Here is a 15,606-nt window from a genome sequence, read left to right on the forward strand (position 1 = left end):
TACCTGGCTTCATCTATAGTTTAACTAGCCATTCAAAAACGCTTTGCGATATAGCAAGGCGTTTTTTGTTTATAGTTCTAAAACCAGTTATGGTATTATATTCATACTTAATTATGCTGAGTGGCTGTTAAAAAGTTTTCTAAATAAGCTTGATTAAAGATTTTAAATTGTGTTTTTTTAGCTAAGTCGAAATATTCTTTTTGGTGGGATAATTTTAAGTTCTTGTCCTGTTGTAAGTGATAGCCCACACAGTGATAAAAAATCAAGAAGTAACTACGATCCAACCTTCTTTCAATAACATCGGTGTCTATTTGATTAAAAATAACCTTAGCTCTTTTAAAATCAACATTTTGAAAGCTAATAATAACATCGATTAAATTAAAAATAAACACATCAAAGTAACTTCTTAAATGTATATCATCAAGTACAGGTTCATAGCTAAATTCTAATAAATATTTTAATTTTTTAAAGTCTTTGATAATAATTAAATGATGTATGATTTCAACTAAAAACCACTTGAAGTCTAAAGATTTTGCCTGTTCAAATCGTTTCTTGAATTCAGACCAATACTCATCTTCAAGAACGCTATTTTGCGATACTTTAGCCTGTAAAATTTGATAGCCATAATAACGACCTACTAACACTTTCGGTAGTAAGTCCAAGTCTAAATTTGTAAAATTAACCGCTGGGGCTTGACCTGTATTCAAATATGACCAAAGACCATTTAACAATGCTAAAAATAGTTGTTCTTCAGTATGGACTGCCTTCGGTTGAATTGTTTTGATTATTTCCCCATAACGATGGTTGATGTTCGTCATATCGATACAAGAATAAATCATATAATACCTAAAATGATAGTTGATTATCAGGGGTTCAATAATTCGATCAAAATAAGGTTTGGGCAGGTGGTTTAAATAGATATTAATTAGTTGCGCTAGTTTAGCTGCATATTCGGTCACATCTTCTGCTGGGCTATTCAGTAAAGTGATATAGTTGGGGTTGAATAAATCAGATAGATAATCCCATTTTTCAAAGTAAACTGCATGTTCAAATACCGCTATAATGTAATAAACCGAATCTTGTGTCTCACACATTTTTTGGATAAACTTAAGATCAGATCTACTTAATCTATCTTTATGTTTTAGCTGCTGTAATCTTGCTTCTGTTAGCCATTTTTGATGTTGGTTTTTTTCTTTGCTGTAGGTTAGGAATGACCGATAACCAAGAAAACTAGAAAGTTTGTCTAGGGTGTTTTGGCTAGCATTGGTTTGTGGCAAAAGCCCCCAAAAACGTCTGAGCGTATTAAAACCAATCCCTTTAATTTGTTGTTCTTCTAACAAATTCATGAGCACCTTTACATCTGTAGAATTGGTTATCTTAAACCCGATCCGTTTCTGTATGTCATTTTGTAGTTGTTTTTGCAGGTAATTCATCGCTCATCACATTAAATAAAACAATAGCATACCTAATACAAGTATCAAAAGCCCAGGCAAAGCACTTAGATTCAAGTGTTCTTGTTTGGTAAGCGTTCCTAAAAGCAAGGTAAAAATAGGCGTTAACAAGCCAATGAGCGCCGAATGAAACGGGTTGGTGCTTTTTAAACCTTCCAAGCCAAGCAGTACGGCAAGGGTGATGGGAAGGCTAAATAAAGCAAGCTGCCACCAAGCTATTTTTTGAGAAATTTTTGTTTCTGGTTGGTGTACCAAGACTAAAAGACTAGTGGCTGATAATACAACTAACTCTTGAGTAAAGGCCATATTTAGCTGAGATACACTTTCTAAAAACTCCCATTGCAAAAGCAGCAAAACCCCAAAACAAAGATGGGCAAAGGCAAAATACAGATGAGCTAAGTAGTTGCGAGTACGCTGTTTGGTTTTAAACTGAACCCAGATAAAATACACATAACCCACAGCTACCAAGCTCAAGGACAACCAATTAAGCCCCTGACTTAAGATGCTAGTTCCTTCTAAATAAATTCCTAACCCAAAAGTGAGTAATAAACTGTAAAAAGCAAATTGCAATAGCGAGCCATTTTTAAAACCCTTAACCAAGCTTACTAGCCCCAAACACCCAATTAAACTTATGCCTAATAGCTGTATTTGTTCTTCAAGTTTAACTTCAAAAACCTGAAAATAGACAAACCCAATAAGCAATAAACCTGTAAAAAGGCTGGTATAGACCGCTCGTTTTTTAATAATAACAAGCGTAGGTAGCTGCTCTGAAAAATAAGACCAGAGCACATTATTCACTGAAAATAAAAGCACACTTCCTAGCAAATACAACATGTTACAAACATACTAAATTAAATGGGCAAGCTATGGGCAGAAAGTTAAATAATTTTGAAATAAATTGCGAAATTGATTATTGTTATTGCTTTTCACTTAGCATATAAATATAAAATGAGCCGAAAATTAGTATTTATAGATTATTACCAAAAGGCAAATTCAGCTAAGAAAGAATGCTGTTATACAAAATGTAAAAAGTAAAGAAAAAGGATAAATATAAAAAGATAGATGGCGGACCAAGCCAAATTTCAGAAAATGTTGGAATTACTTCTTATGCTTGATTGCAAGTATGGCAGAACTATACCTGAACTTTCTGAACGTTTTGAAATGTCTTATAGGACTGTTTATCGCTATTTTGATACCTTCAAACGTGTAGGATTTGTGATCGATAACAACAATGGTTTCTATAGGATTAACAAAAAAAATTCCATAGCACAAGATATTAGTCAACTCTTGCATTTTAGTGAAGAAGAGGCATTCATCCTTAGTAAAGTAATTCATTCTATAGATGAAAATTCAGAATTAAAGGAAAAACTAGTCAAGAAACTTTATAGCCTTTACGATTTTGACAGAGTAATATATGCTATTACCAAAAAAGAAGAAACAGAGAACATATATAACCTACTTCAAGCCATAAAGCAACAAAAGCAAGTGGTTTTAAAGAGTTATAAATCAGGTTACAGTAAGAACATTAGCGATAGAGTTGTGGAGCCAATAGATTTTACAGTTAACTATTCTGGTATTTGGTGTTTCGATACACAAGATCAATCTAATAAAATCTTTAAAACGTCTAGAGTAAAAAAAATAGAAGTACTAGAAACAACATACCAATACAAATCGAATCATCAAGTGGGTATGATAGATGTTTTTAGAGTGCATAGCTTTAAACCTATTGCAATTGAGCTCAGTTTATCTCTAGTAGCTTATAATTTAATCTTAGAAGAATTTCCATTAAGTGAGAAGTACATTAAAAAGAAATCAGACAATCATTACTTGCTTTCTACAGAAGTTGGTAATTTTTTTGGTGTAGGCCGTTTTATATTAGGCCTGCCAGGAGAAGTTGAAGTTGTACACCCCAAAGCGCTTAAAAGTTATTTAAATGATAGAATGAAGAAAAGTTTTAGTTATGACACTAGTTGACATAACTCCTTTTTTTATTTGTAACAATTTAAAAACCATATTCAAAGCTCAAATTTAAAATAGTAAAAAACAGAATTAACTTAAAACACAATTAACAAAATGCCAAGAGATTACACCAAGTACAACGTAGAAGGTTTAGGCGAGAACCTAAACAAAAGACAATTAGTTTTTACCGTGGTTAAAGACTGGGTAGAGAAAAACAACCCAAGTTTTGAAGACTTACAAAAGGCCTTTCCTGATGAAGTGCAAGGCTCAAAAGGCGTTGTTGCAAAGGAAGCTGAGATAAAAGACCCTAAACGATATAATGTTAAAGAACCACTTAAGATTAAAAATATTGACTGATTTAAATGTATTAGTCAAATGATTTACAAGCTAAATTTAAATTAATGACAGAACATACTGAAATGTTCAAACCAATAGTTTGGACTTACGTACAACAATACAATAGAACCCAAGTTCCATTTATAAAGAAAAAATTAAAAGAAGGTTTAAAGGATACTCTTAAGAAACTTACAGATCAAAAAGTTACAATGGTTTCTGAAGAAGTAATGAACGCTTGCATTCCTTTAGAGATCGACCCATTTGAGTTATTGTGGACTAAAAGAGACGTAATTGGTAAAGATGAAAGTGGTAAATCACTTCTAGTATGGGAACACACCACGCCACTTTCAGAGTATTTTGAATCCTTAATTGCATGTAAATCTGAACAAGAGATTTCTCACGTAATAGAAAATTATAGTGGAGTTTGTTGGATAATGCGGCATGAAGATAATGCATTAAACGCTGCTGGTTTTAGGTCAAGTAGACCCTATGGTTGGGAAGAGGCTTATAAATCATGTGGAATTAAATTAATTAGGAAATAGTTTTTAATTTAATTACATGTATTTGAGTCTATATTAAACCTTAATAAATCTTATCATCAATAAACATCAAATAGTTTATTGAATAGGGTAATTGGATTTTACATTTAGTTATTATTTTATAAAATACTCCAAAAGTTAAAACACTAATAGTACATGAATAAACCGATTATTTACATAGACATGGACGGAGTCCTGGCTGATTTTGGGAAGGCGATTAAGACTCATCCTAAGTCAAATTATTTAAAGTATAAAGATAATCCTGACAATATTCATGGCATTTTTGCAAATTTGGAAGTAGTACCAGGCGCAAAAGAAGCCATTCATAAACTGAATCAATCCAATAAATACAACCTATTTGTTTTAACCACAGCACCTTGGGACAATCCTACCGCATGGATGCACAAGCGCAACTGGATTGAAGAACATTTTGGGAATATTTTTCATAAGAAATTGATTATTACGCACAGAAAGGATTTACTGATTGGCGACTATTTAATCGATGATAGAACAGCTAACGGCGCAGGCAATTTTAAGGGAACGCACCTTCATTTTGGTTGGGATTACATCAATAACAAATTCAATAACTACCCGAATTGGGAAGCCATTTTAGATTATTTTAAACTAAATGGCTAATACATCTGAAATAAATTTTAAGCTGCAAGCATGAGATACTTAACTAAATCACGTTTTAAATTAGGCCTTGAATGCCCTAATAAATTGTTTTACACCAAGAAAGATGACTATGCCAATCAAAAAAACAATAATCCGTTTTTAGAAGCTTTAGCATCAGGTGGCTTTCAGGTAGAAGAATTAGCACGCTTGCATTACCCTGGTGGTTATTTAGTTGATGATGATAAATCTGCCCATTATGATTATGAACAAAAAGTAACTGAAACGAATAAATACCTGCAACAGAAGAATGTGGTGATTTATGAGGCTGCTTTTAAGTACAATAATTTATTTATCCGTGTTGATATTTTAGAGAAAAAAGGCAATCACATCAATTTAATTGAAGTGAAGGCTAAATCATTTAAAGAAGGGGATAAGAAGAAGGATGTGAAATATAACTCTGATTGGAGTTTGTATTTGTTTGATGTGGCTTTTCAAAAATACGTTATAGAAAAAGCACATCCGCAATTTAATGTCAAGCCCTACTTAATGCTAGCTGATCAAAATAAAACGGCATCTATAGATGGGCTAAATCAAATGTTCCGCATTAAAAAGAACAGCAATAGTAGAACCGGAATAGAAAAAAAGGAAGTCCAATTAGCACAGCTAAACCTGCCAGAAGATTCGGTCTTATCTCTTAAAGATGTCTCTGAGATCATTACTAAAATTGAAACAGGAGAACATCGCATTTTAGAAGATTACGAATTTGAAGATGCTATTGAAGTCTTGTCTAAAGCCTATCAAGATGACCGCTACTTTGGTTATCCCCTCAACTTTGCAAAATGCAAGCATTGCGAGTTTAAAACCGATGCGAACTCAAAAAATAAAAAATCAGGCTTTGAAGAATGTTTTCAAAAGCAATTAGGTTGGAAAGAAGAAGATTTTAAAGCACCAAATGCTTTTGAAATCTCAAAGCTGCATCATACCAAACTTAAAGGATTCAATGAATTTAATATCCTAAAATTAGAAGACATAAATGATGAACAATTACAACCAAAAAGTGAATCAAAACAGGTTTTGAATGGTTGGTCGCTTTATGAAAGGCAAATTTTGCAAAAACAAAAAGCATTAGACCCTGATAATTTTACTTTTGAAACTTTAGATCAAGAATTGAAAAGTGAAATGGCTTCTTGGATACCGCCTTATAATTTTATTGATTTTGAAGCTTCTACAGTGGCTCTCCCTTTTTATAAAGGTCAGCATCCTTATGAAAAAGTAGTGTTTCAGTTTTCTCACCATATCTACCATGAAGATGGACGTATAGAACACGCTAACGAATTTATTAATGTGAACCCAGGTGAGTTTCCCAATTTTGAGTTTGTAAGAGCACTAAAAGCAGCCTTAGAGCAAAATAACGGTTCTGTGTTTCAGTTTTCGCCCTATGAAAATTCTACCCTAAATCAAGTCAAACGGCAATTAGAAGCTTCAACTGAGCCAGACAAAGAAAGCTTAATCAACTTTATTAAGACATTGACCACGCCACCAAAGGATAAGGATTACAAAGGCGAACTTTGGCAACCCGAAAGAGGCATGATTGACCTTTGTGAAGTAATCAAAGCCTATTATTACAACCCACATACCAAAGGGAGTAATTCCATTAAGGCTATTTTGCCCGCTATTTTTAAAACTTCTGAATTCATCAAAGAAAAGTACAGTCAACCGATTGCAGACATCAATATGACGAGCAAAAATTTCCCTGATTATTATGAGTGGTTACGCCTAAAAGATGGTGAACTAGAAGACCCTTATAAATCTTTAGACAAACCTTTTAAAGATTGGGATACTGATTTTGAACGCAAAAGTGACATTGAAGAAATTAATAATGGTGGAGCTGCCCTAACCGCCTACGGATTAACTCAATATACCGACATGAGCGATTTAGAAAGAGGTAAGCTGCGCGAAGCCCTGTTGAAGTATTGTGAGTTAGACACCTTAGCAATGGTGATGGTGTTTGAGCATTTGAAAGAAATAATAGAGTAAACCAAGCGAATGCGTTTAGATGCTAAAAAGTTAGAAGCCTTATTTGTAAAAAAGCAAAACCATTCGACTTTAGCTGGCCTTCTTATGGAGTATGCCATCTTAAAGCAAAAGCTTGAAGAACCTGATGGGCAGTCATGGTATTTTAAACAAGGTATCAACTCAAGAAAAAAGCGCATAGCCCATTTAATAAAACAATTCAATGCAATTAAAAGCACGTTTAATACCAGAACTATTGATGCTTTTTTAGAGAAAATAAATGAGAATAAGGCAGTTTGTTTACACTACGAAAAAAGGGGCATGCATACCATACAACTCATGCATCATTCAAAATTAAAAGCTGAAAATGTGTTTTTACATGAGCTCATCGGACTGAAAAGTAAAATAAATCAATTAAAAGAAATAGACCATTATCTCAATCACCCAGAGGAATTTTTATTGATTATCGATTGAAACATGAGTATTTAGGCAGATGCTTGCATTTAGAAGGGTTGTTTATTATTTCAATCTAGTAACAAATATATTTTTTCGATTAAGCTAGCTGTTAGGTGCCCATTAAGCCTTGTGTTAAGAAGGCATCAAATCAATTAATTAAATTGAAGATGCGCTTTGCCTTTTCAATTGATTTAGGGTCTTCACTGCATATTGCTTCAATAATTAAACCTTTATCATGAAAAAAGTAATAATTCTATTCATCATCTTTTTAAGTAGCTTTTTTGCAAACTCTCAAACCTGTGAAGAATATATGAAGTTCGTAAAATCGGAAAGTAGGGGTACAACCTACACAAGTTATACAAGCGATGCCATTTCTAAAGTTACTTTTTATGAAGTAAGTGCCGATTATCAAACTTACTACTTTGCCATTGTATGTTTTAAAAAAGAGTATTCTATTCAATGTTCAGAATATATTTATCAAGTTGCTTCTAGTACTAAAACAAATTATGCAATGAACTACCTTAATAGTGCTGGTGAAGCATTTTGGAACTACATACAACCCTACCACAAAAATTTAGGTTGTGCTCCCGATTTTGAATAGTCAAATATTCATAAAAAGACAAATTTTTAAACCGAAGGAACTCAATTTCCATAGATAGCAAACCTATTTTCCATTGAATAGTTTCTTCGATTATGAATTTACTATGAACATTCTGTACTCGAAATTCTACCCCAATACTAGCTTTACAAATACAAAAACCCTAAATTAGACCATTCTAAATTCAAATAAAAACAAATGTCCGAAGACCATAAAAAACAACTCGAAACTCAACTGTGGAATATTGCCAACGAACTCCGTGGAAAAATGGATGCAGACGAGTTTCGCGATTATATTTTAGGCTTTATTTTCTTTAAATACCTATCGGAAAAAATGCACATTTATGCAGACGAAGTATTAAAGGATGATGACCTTCAATTTGTAGATTTAAATCCTGATGATGCTACCGATGCCGAATACCTTGATGCCGTTCGAGAAGAAGCTTTAGGAAAATTGGGGTACTTTTTAATGCCCAACGAGTTGTTTTCTGAAATTGCCAAACGCGGTAACAAAAAAGCGGTTGACCAAAGCAATTTTATTATCGAAGACCTGACGGCTATTCTTAATAATATCGAGCAAAGTACCATGGGAACGGATTCTGAAGACGATTTTGGTAATTTGTTTGAAGATTTAGATCTCAACTCTACCAAATTAGGAAAAACCGTTGATGCCAGAAACTCGTTAATTGCTAAAGTCTTGGCACATTTAGATAAAATTGATTTTAAATTACAAGACACCGAAAGCGATGTCTTAGGCGATGCTTACGAATATTTAATAGCGCAGTTTGCCAGTGGAGCAGGAAAAAAAGCTGGGGAGTTTTACACCCCACAACAAGTCTCTAAAGTCTTAGCTAAACTCGTTACCCTTGGTAAAGAAAAAATAAAATCGGTGTACGATCCCACTTGTGGTAGTAGTTCGTTGTTGTTGCGTGTGGCTAAAGAAACCAATGTAGCGCAATTTTTTGGACAAGAACTCAACCGAACCACCTACAACTTAGCGCGCATGAACATGATTTTACACGATGTACATTACAAGCGTTTTGATATTCGGCAAGAAGATACTTTAGAAAAGCCACAGCATTTTGAACAAAAATTCGAAGCCATTGTTGCCAATCCGCCATTTTCAGCCAATTGGTCTGCCAACGATTTGTTTTTAGGAGACGAACGTTTTAGCCATTACGGCAAATTAGCTCCTAAATCGAAAGCCGATTATGCTTTTGTGCAACACATGTTGTATCATCTCGACGAGCAAGGTACGATGGCTGTAGTTTTACCACATGGCGCATTATTTCGTGGTGCAGCCGAAGGCCATATTCGTGAATTTATCATTAAAGAAAAAAACGAACTGGATGCCGTAATTGGTTTACCCGCCAATATATTTTATGGCACCAGCATACCGACTTGCATTATGGTGTTTAAAAAATGCCGCCCGAACGACCAGGATATTTTATTTATTGATGCTTCTCAGGAATTTGAAAAAGTAAAAACACAAAATTACCTAACCGAAGCGCATGTAGATAAAATCATCAATACCTATCAAACCCGTGAAAATGTAGATAAATACGCCTATGTAGCCAATTTAAAAGAAGTGGAAGAAAACGATTTCAACCTAAATATACCTCGTTATGTAGATACTTTTGAAGAAGAAGAACCTATAGATTTAGATGCCGTTAGCCAAGAATTGAAGCAACTGAACCAAGACATCACCGAAGTAGATTCAGAAATTGAAAACTACTGCAAAGAGTTGAACTTAAAAACCCCATTTTAAGATGAAATCTTCAACTGAAACTAACGTACCTGAATTACGCTTTCCTGAATTTGAAGGGGAGTGGGAAAAAGTCAGGTTTGATAAGCTATTCAAAATTACTGCTGGTGGGGATATCAAAAAACAACATGTTTCAGAAACTAAAACTGAAAAATATTCTTTTCCAATTTATGCTAATGCTGAGAAAAATAAAGGGTTGTATGGTTATTCTGATAAATATAAAATTGAAAATGATGCCATTACAGTTGCAGGAAGAGGAGCTAATTTTGGAATTGCTCATGCTAGAAATAAGAAATTTTATCCAATTGTTAGGCTTTTAGTTTTAATACCTTTAAAAACGCAGAATGTTATATTTTTTGAATATTGCATAAACAAGATGAATTTCTTTAAAGAAAGCACTGGTGTTCCACAATTAACTTCACCACAGATTTCAAGTTATAAAATAATTTTTCCCCAACTCCCCGAACAACAAAAAATAGCCGATTTTTTAAGCCAAGTCGATCGTAAAATAGACTTACTCCAACAAAAAGTGGCAGCTTTAGCACAATACAAAAAAGGCGTGATGCAACAGTTGTTTAGTCAGGAAGTACGCTTTAAGCGCGGCCTGAGCGGAGTCGAAGGGCAAGATGACGGCAGTGATTTTCCAGATTGGGAAGTGAAGAAGTTGGGTGAAGTTTTATGTTATAATCAACCAACAAAATATATTGTTAAATCAACTGAATACAATGATAGTTATAAAACACCTGTGTTGACAGCAGGAAAGACTTTTATTTTGGGTTTTACAAACGAAATAGAAAATACATTTACAGATCTACCAGTTATAATTTTCGATGACTTTACTCTAGCAAATCATTATGTTGATTTTGATTTTAAGGTTAAATCTTCAGCGATGAAAATATTAAGTGCATCTTCAAAAGATGTGAATATCAAGTTTATTTATGAATCTATGCAAATGATTAAATTTTCAAAAGGTGAAGAGCATAAAAGGTTTTGGATTTCTGTATATTCTAAATTAAAGATTCAATATCCTTGTCCTGATGAACAAACCAAAATCGCTAATTTTTTAAGTAGCATCGACCAAAAAATAGCGCACACCCAAGAGCAATTGGAGCAGACCCAAAATTTTAAAAAGGGTTTGTTGCAGAAAATGTTTGTGTAGGTATGGGAAAAATGATTGATTTAGAGAACTTAGAAGAACTCAAAAAATACTTAATAAGGGTTGATGTTAATAATACTGGAGATTATTATTATTCCTTAGGTAAAGGCGATGATTGTTTTAATGTTAATTTTGAAATTGATAACGAGCTTTTTCAATTTTTAACTGATACGACAAAAAAAATCGCTTTTTATAATTGTACCTTTAATAAGGTAATTACATTAAATAAAAACCAAGCCCTAAGAGTTGTAACTGATGGTGTTAACTCAATCAATAATAAAAATTCTGATAAAAGTAAAAATGAAAAAATTGTAAATTCAATTTCAGGTTTTTCTATAGCTTTTAATTCCTGTACATTTCATTTGCAGCCAAGACTTTCTGAGTTTACTTACGAAAAAAAAATACGTTTTTACAACTGCTCATTTAATTCATTTATCTTAGTAAACACTAAATTTAAATCATTATTTGAATTAGTGAAATGCGAAATTAATGGTGCTGTTATTTTTAATAAGGTAGATTTTGAAGGTAATGCTGTATTCACAAAAACACACTTTTATTCAAACGTTTTATTTACTTATTCAACCTTTGAAAAGCTTGGTATTTTTAGTCGAGCCCAATTTATCGGTTCTGGTCTAGATTTATCACAGAGCATAATTAATGGCAACTTGACATTTTTTCAAACTCAATTGGATAATTATAAATCTGAAATAATAGATTCATTTATAGAAAAATATGATAAAGCAATTAACGAAGAAGGTATTATTCCAAATCAAAATAAACGGGAAACTTTCCGTATTATTAAACAACAGCTAATTGTGCAAAATAATCTAATAGAAGCAGAGAAGTTTGCTAAGTTTGAGAAGCAGGCTTATTTAGAAGAAAAAATAAATGAAAATCCAAATTTTAGTCTTTATCTAAGGAAAATAAAGTCAAATAAAATAGCAAAAAGGTTTTATGAATTATTAAAAAGAAAGTGGGACTCTAACACTATAATTTTAATTTTTAATAGGTTATCAAATCATTATAAAACAGATTATAGGAATGGTGTGAGCTTTACATTTTTGTCTTTAATTGTTTTCACATCTCTTACTTTTGTAAGTAGTTTTGAATTTTGGTCTAGAATATGTTTAGAATGTGATTTTGATTTAGATACATTTAATTATGTAGTTAAACAGATTTTTTTGAATTTAAATCCAGTTCATTCTTTCGATTACATAGATGATTTACAGCCTATATTTGGGTTGCCATATTTATTTGACTTTTTAGGGAGAATATTTATTGGATATGGCATATATCAAACAGTCCAAGCCTTTAGAAAATTTAAGTAAACTCTTATTATGCGCTATAAACCAGTAATTTATAAATTAAATAGTTAAAATGTTTTACAGAAATGAAAAACAAACATATATTTGCAGCAACAGTACACACCACGCTTACCCATAAGAACAGCGTCCCAGGGTGTGTCTTTTTTTTATATCTTAGTTTTGCTAACGCTTTAAATGCACACCATGTTTAGCAAAAAACCCTTGACCATAAAGCAACAAATCAAGCAACTACAAGATAGAGGCTTGACTATATCTAATACTAAGTTAGCAGAAAAGTATCTCTCTAATATAAGTTACTATAGGTTAGGTGAGTATTGGTATGTGATGCAATCAGATAAGTTAAATCATGTTTTTAAGCCTAATAGTAATTTTGATGATGTTATTGCCTTATACAATTTTGATGCTGAGTTAAGGTTACTTTTATTTGAAGTCATTGAAAAAATTGAAATTAGTTTAAGAACTAAACTAATCTATCATCTATCGCATGAAGTAGATCCATGGTGGTTTCAAAATTTTGATTTATTTACAGATAGTATGGCTTTAGTCAAAACACTATCTAACTTACAAGAAGAGCTTACACGATCTAAAGATGTAACAATTAAAAATCATTTTAAAAACCATAAAGATGACAAACGATTTCCACCTGCTTGGAAATCCTTAGAACAAACCAGTTTTGGAGCATTATCTAAGCTTTACGGTAACTTAAAACCAAGCGTCCAATCTAAAGATTCTATTGCAGTAGAATTTGGAGCTGTTAACCATACCTATTTACCAAGCTGGTTACAGTCCATTGCACAAATAAGAAACTTTTGTGCACATCACTCAAGATTATGGAACAGAAACTTGCCAGGAACGGTTAAATTATTATCAAAGCCACCCAATCCGTGGATAATTAAACCAGAAAATGTACCTAAACAACATGAGTTTCAGAAATTGTACATTCACATGACTTTGATGAAATATTTATTAAATACAATTCAACCCAACAATGATTTCAAAAGACAATTGAACCAACTATTCAATAAATATCCTAAAGTAGACCAAAATGCTTTAGGTATGAAGCTTAATTGGATGGAAGAACCCGTTTGGAAAATTTAAACACTATGACTAGACAAAGCGAAGCAGCACTTGAAGAACAGCTCCTAAAGCAATTACAAGGTTTAGGCTACCAAAGAATAGTCATCAAAAACGAAACGGAGTTATTGGCTAATTTGAAGCAGCAGTTTGAAAAGCATAACGCTGTTCAGCTTTCATATTCAGAGTTTCAACGGGTATTGAATATCCTTAATAAAGGTTCCGTTTTTGAGCGATCTAAACTCATTCGCCAAAAGCAACACATCGAGCGAGATAACGGAGACATTTTATATTTCGATTTTTTGAATACACAAGCTTGGTGTAAAAATCAGTTTCAAGTTACTAACCAAATTACCATAGATGGCAAGTACATCAATCGGTATGATGTAACTATACTCATCAATGGTTTACCCATAACACAAATCGAGCTCAAACGTCGTGGTTGCGAAATGGCCGAAGCGCACCGTCAAATATTACGCTATAAAAGTCATTCTTTTGGTTCAGGTTCGGGGTTATTTCAATTGGTTCAACTCTTTGTAATTTCGAATGGTGTAAATACCAAGTATTTTGCCAACAACCGTTTACGCGCATTAAACTATAAACAAACCTTTTATTGGGCTAAAGAAGATAATTTAAGAATCACCCAATTATCTGAATTTACAGAAACCTTTTTAGAGCCTTGTCAATTATCCAAACTCATTAGTCAATACATTGTATTAGCTGAAACCGACCGTATTTTGATGGTCTTACGACCTTATCAATACTATGCCACCGAAAAATTAATCGATAGGGTTAAAAACTCAACCAAAAATGGCTACATCTGGCACACAACAGGTTCAGGAAAAACATTAACTTCCTTTAAGGCAAGTCAAATAATTAAAGATATACCAGAAGTCACCAAAGTAGTTTTTGTAGTAGATCGTCGAGATTTAGACTATCAAACTACGGTAGAATTTAATAATTTTTCAGATGGTAGCGTAGATGGAACTGACAATACAAAAGAGCTGGTAAAGCAATTTGGGAACGACACTAAATTGATGGTTACCACCATTCAAAAGCTAAATAATGCCATAATGAGCAAGCGTTATGAAGCCATAATGAAGCCTTTACAAAATGAAAAAATGGTCTTTATTTTTGATGAATGCCACCGTTCTCAATTTGGTGAAACACATCAACGCATCACTAATTTTTTCAATAAGGTTCAACTTTTTGGCTTTACAGGAACACCCATTTTTGCCGATAATGCGGTAAAAAATCAATTAGGGAAACGAACTACCAAAGAATTATTTGGAGATTGTTTACACAAGTATGTGATTACTGATGCCATTAGAGACGAAAACGTACTTAAGTTTTCAATAGAATATGTGGGTCGATATAAACAAAAAGCAGAAAGTAGTCTCAACTTTGTAGATATTGATGTAGAAGATATCAACACCAAAGAAGTGCTAGAATCGGAAGAAAGAATTGAAAAAATTGCCGATTACATTATCAAGTCGCATCCCATTAAAACGCACCATAAAAATTTTACAGCCATGCTATGCGTAAGTAGCATTGATGCTTTAAAAATATATTACCAAGCTTTTAAAGCAAAGAAAGAAGCAGGCAAGCACAATTTAAAGATCGCAACCATATTTTCTTACGAAGCCAATCAAGAGTTTGATGGAGCTGATGGTGAAACCAATATAGAATTAGGTCTTGTTGCTGAACCAGAAGCTACTTATCACACTATTAATAGAGAAGCTTTAGAATCGTATTTAGAAGATTACAATCTCCAGTTTAAGACAAAATATTCTACCAAATCAAGCCAAGACTTTTACAACTATTACAATGATATCGCTAAACGAGTTAAATCGAAAGAAATAGATATTTTAATCGTCGTAAATATGTTTTTGACAGGCTTTGATAGTAAATCTTTGAATACCTTATACGTAGATAAAAACTTGAAATACCATGGATTAATTCAAGCCTATTCGCGCACCAACCGAATTTTAAACAAGCAAAAATCCCATGGAAACATTGTGGTATTCAGAAATTTAAAAGAAGCTACAGACGAAGCCATTGCGTTATTTTCGAATAAACAAGCCAAGGATACCATCTTGATGGAGCCTTATGAAGATTACATTGCTGCTTTTCAAGAAGCTTTAACCAATTTAAAGGAAGTTGCGCCAAGCGTAGATAGTGTAAATGAATTAAATTCAGAAATAGAAGAAGAGCAATTTGTAAAACGCTTTAGAGCTTTAATGCGTGTAGTAAATGCCTTAAGTACATTTTCAGATTTCGATTTTGAAGATTTGGAAATGGATGAGCAAACTTTTGAAGA

The 15,606-nt window shown here is 32.9% G+C and carries 14 protein-coding genes; 12 read left to right on the forward strand and 2 right to left on the reverse strand.

Annotation, left to right across the window (positions count from 1 at the left end):
* Nucleotides 1–107: 107 nt before the first annotated feature.
* A complete protein-coding gene (locus IEV63_RS02760) occupies nt 108–1,340 on the reverse strand; it encodes a hypothetical protein (RefSeq protein WP_188405235.1) in 1,233 nt (410 codons plus the stop codon).
* Nucleotides 1,341–1,439: 99 nt separating this feature from the next.
* Entirely contained in the window at nt 1,440–2,285 is an 846-nt protein-coding gene (locus IEV63_RS02765; protein ID WP_188405236.1) for an EamA family transporter, read from the reverse strand.
* Between the two features lie 255 nt (nt 2,286–2,540).
* Between IEV63_RS02765 and IEV63_RS02770 the strand changes: the two genes are divergently transcribed.
* From IEV63_RS02770 to IEV63_RS02825, 12 genes are all read left to right on the forward strand, one after another.
* The gene (locus IEV63_RS02770) at nt 2,541–3,425 is read left to right on the forward strand and encodes a helix-turn-helix transcriptional regulator (protein ID WP_188405237.1); all 885 of its coding nucleotides are present in this window, start codon (nt 2,541–2,543) and stop codon (nt 3,423–3,425) included.
* Nucleotides 3,426–3,524: 99 nt separating this feature from the next.
* Complete coding sequence (locus IEV63_RS02775) at nt 3,525–3,767, forward strand: hypothetical protein (protein ID WP_188405238.1); 243 nt, start codon at nt 3,525–3,527, stop codon at nt 3,765–3,767.
* Between the two features lie 44 nt (nt 3,768–3,811).
* Nucleotides 3,812–4,288 (forward strand): hypothetical protein, encoded by a 477-nt coding sequence (locus IEV63_RS02780; protein WP_188405239.1) that lies wholly within the window; start codon nt 3,812–3,814, stop codon nt 4,286–4,288.
* Nucleotides 4,289–4,441: 153 nt separating this feature from the next.
* Nucleotides 4,442–4,921 carry a 5' nucleotidase, NT5C type gene (locus tag IEV63_RS02785; RefSeq protein ID WP_188405240.1) on the forward strand — a complete coding sequence of 160 codons (480 nt, stop codon included), beginning with the start codon at nt 4,442–4,444 and terminating at the stop codon, nt 4,919–4,921.
* 30 nt (nt 4,922–4,951) lie between these two features.
* A complete protein-coding gene (locus IEV63_RS02790; protein WP_188405241.1) occupies nt 4,952–6,937 on the forward strand; it encodes a DUF2779 domain-containing protein in 1,986 nt (661 codons plus the stop codon).
* A gap of 9 nt (nt 6,938–6,946) precedes the next feature.
* On the forward strand, nt 6,947–7,387 hold the full coding sequence (locus tag IEV63_RS02795) for a hypothetical protein (protein ID WP_188405242.1): 441 nt from the start codon (nt 6,947–6,949) through the stop codon (nt 7,385–7,387).
* Nucleotides 7,388–7,604: 217 nt separating this feature from the next.
* The gene (locus IEV63_RS02800) at nt 7,605–7,970 is read left to right on the forward strand and encodes a hypothetical protein (RefSeq protein WP_188405243.1); all 366 of its coding nucleotides are present in this window, start codon (nt 7,605–7,607) and stop codon (nt 7,968–7,970) included.
* Nucleotides 7,971–8,165: 195 nt separating this feature from the next.
* A complete protein-coding gene (locus tag IEV63_RS02805; protein WP_188405244.1) occupies nt 8,166–9,734 on the forward strand; it encodes a type I restriction-modification system subunit M in 1,569 nt (522 codons plus the stop codon).
* A 1-nt stretch (nt 9,735) separates the two neighbouring features.
* Entirely contained in the window at nt 9,736–10,890 is a 1,155-nt protein-coding gene (locus tag IEV63_RS02810) for a restriction endonuclease subunit S (protein ID WP_188405245.1), read from the forward strand.
* A gap of 2 nt (nt 10,891–10,892) precedes the next feature.
* Nucleotides 10,893–12,215: a pentapeptide repeat-containing protein gene (locus IEV63_RS02815; RefSeq protein WP_188405246.1), complete on the forward strand. Its 1,323-nt coding sequence runs from the start codon at nt 10,893–10,895 to the stop codon at nt 12,213–12,215.
* 180 nt (nt 12,216–12,395) lie between these two features.
* Nucleotides 12,396–13,310 carry an Abi family protein gene (locus IEV63_RS02820; RefSeq protein WP_188405247.1) on the forward strand — a complete coding sequence of 305 codons (915 nt, stop codon included), beginning with the start codon at nt 12,396–12,398 and terminating at the stop codon, nt 13,308–13,310.
* Nucleotides 13,311–13,315: 5 nt separating this feature from the next.
* Nucleotides 13,316–15,606, forward strand: a 2,291-nt coding sequence (locus IEV63_RS02825) for a type I restriction endonuclease subunit R (RefSeq protein WP_188405248.1), incomplete at its 3' end; no start/stop codon positions are given.

The organism is Psychroflexus salis (assembly GCF_014640175.1).
In the GTDB taxonomy this organism is placed as follows: Bacteria; Bacteroidota; Bacteroidia; order Flavobacteriales; family Flavobacteriaceae; genus Psychroflexus; species Psychroflexus salis.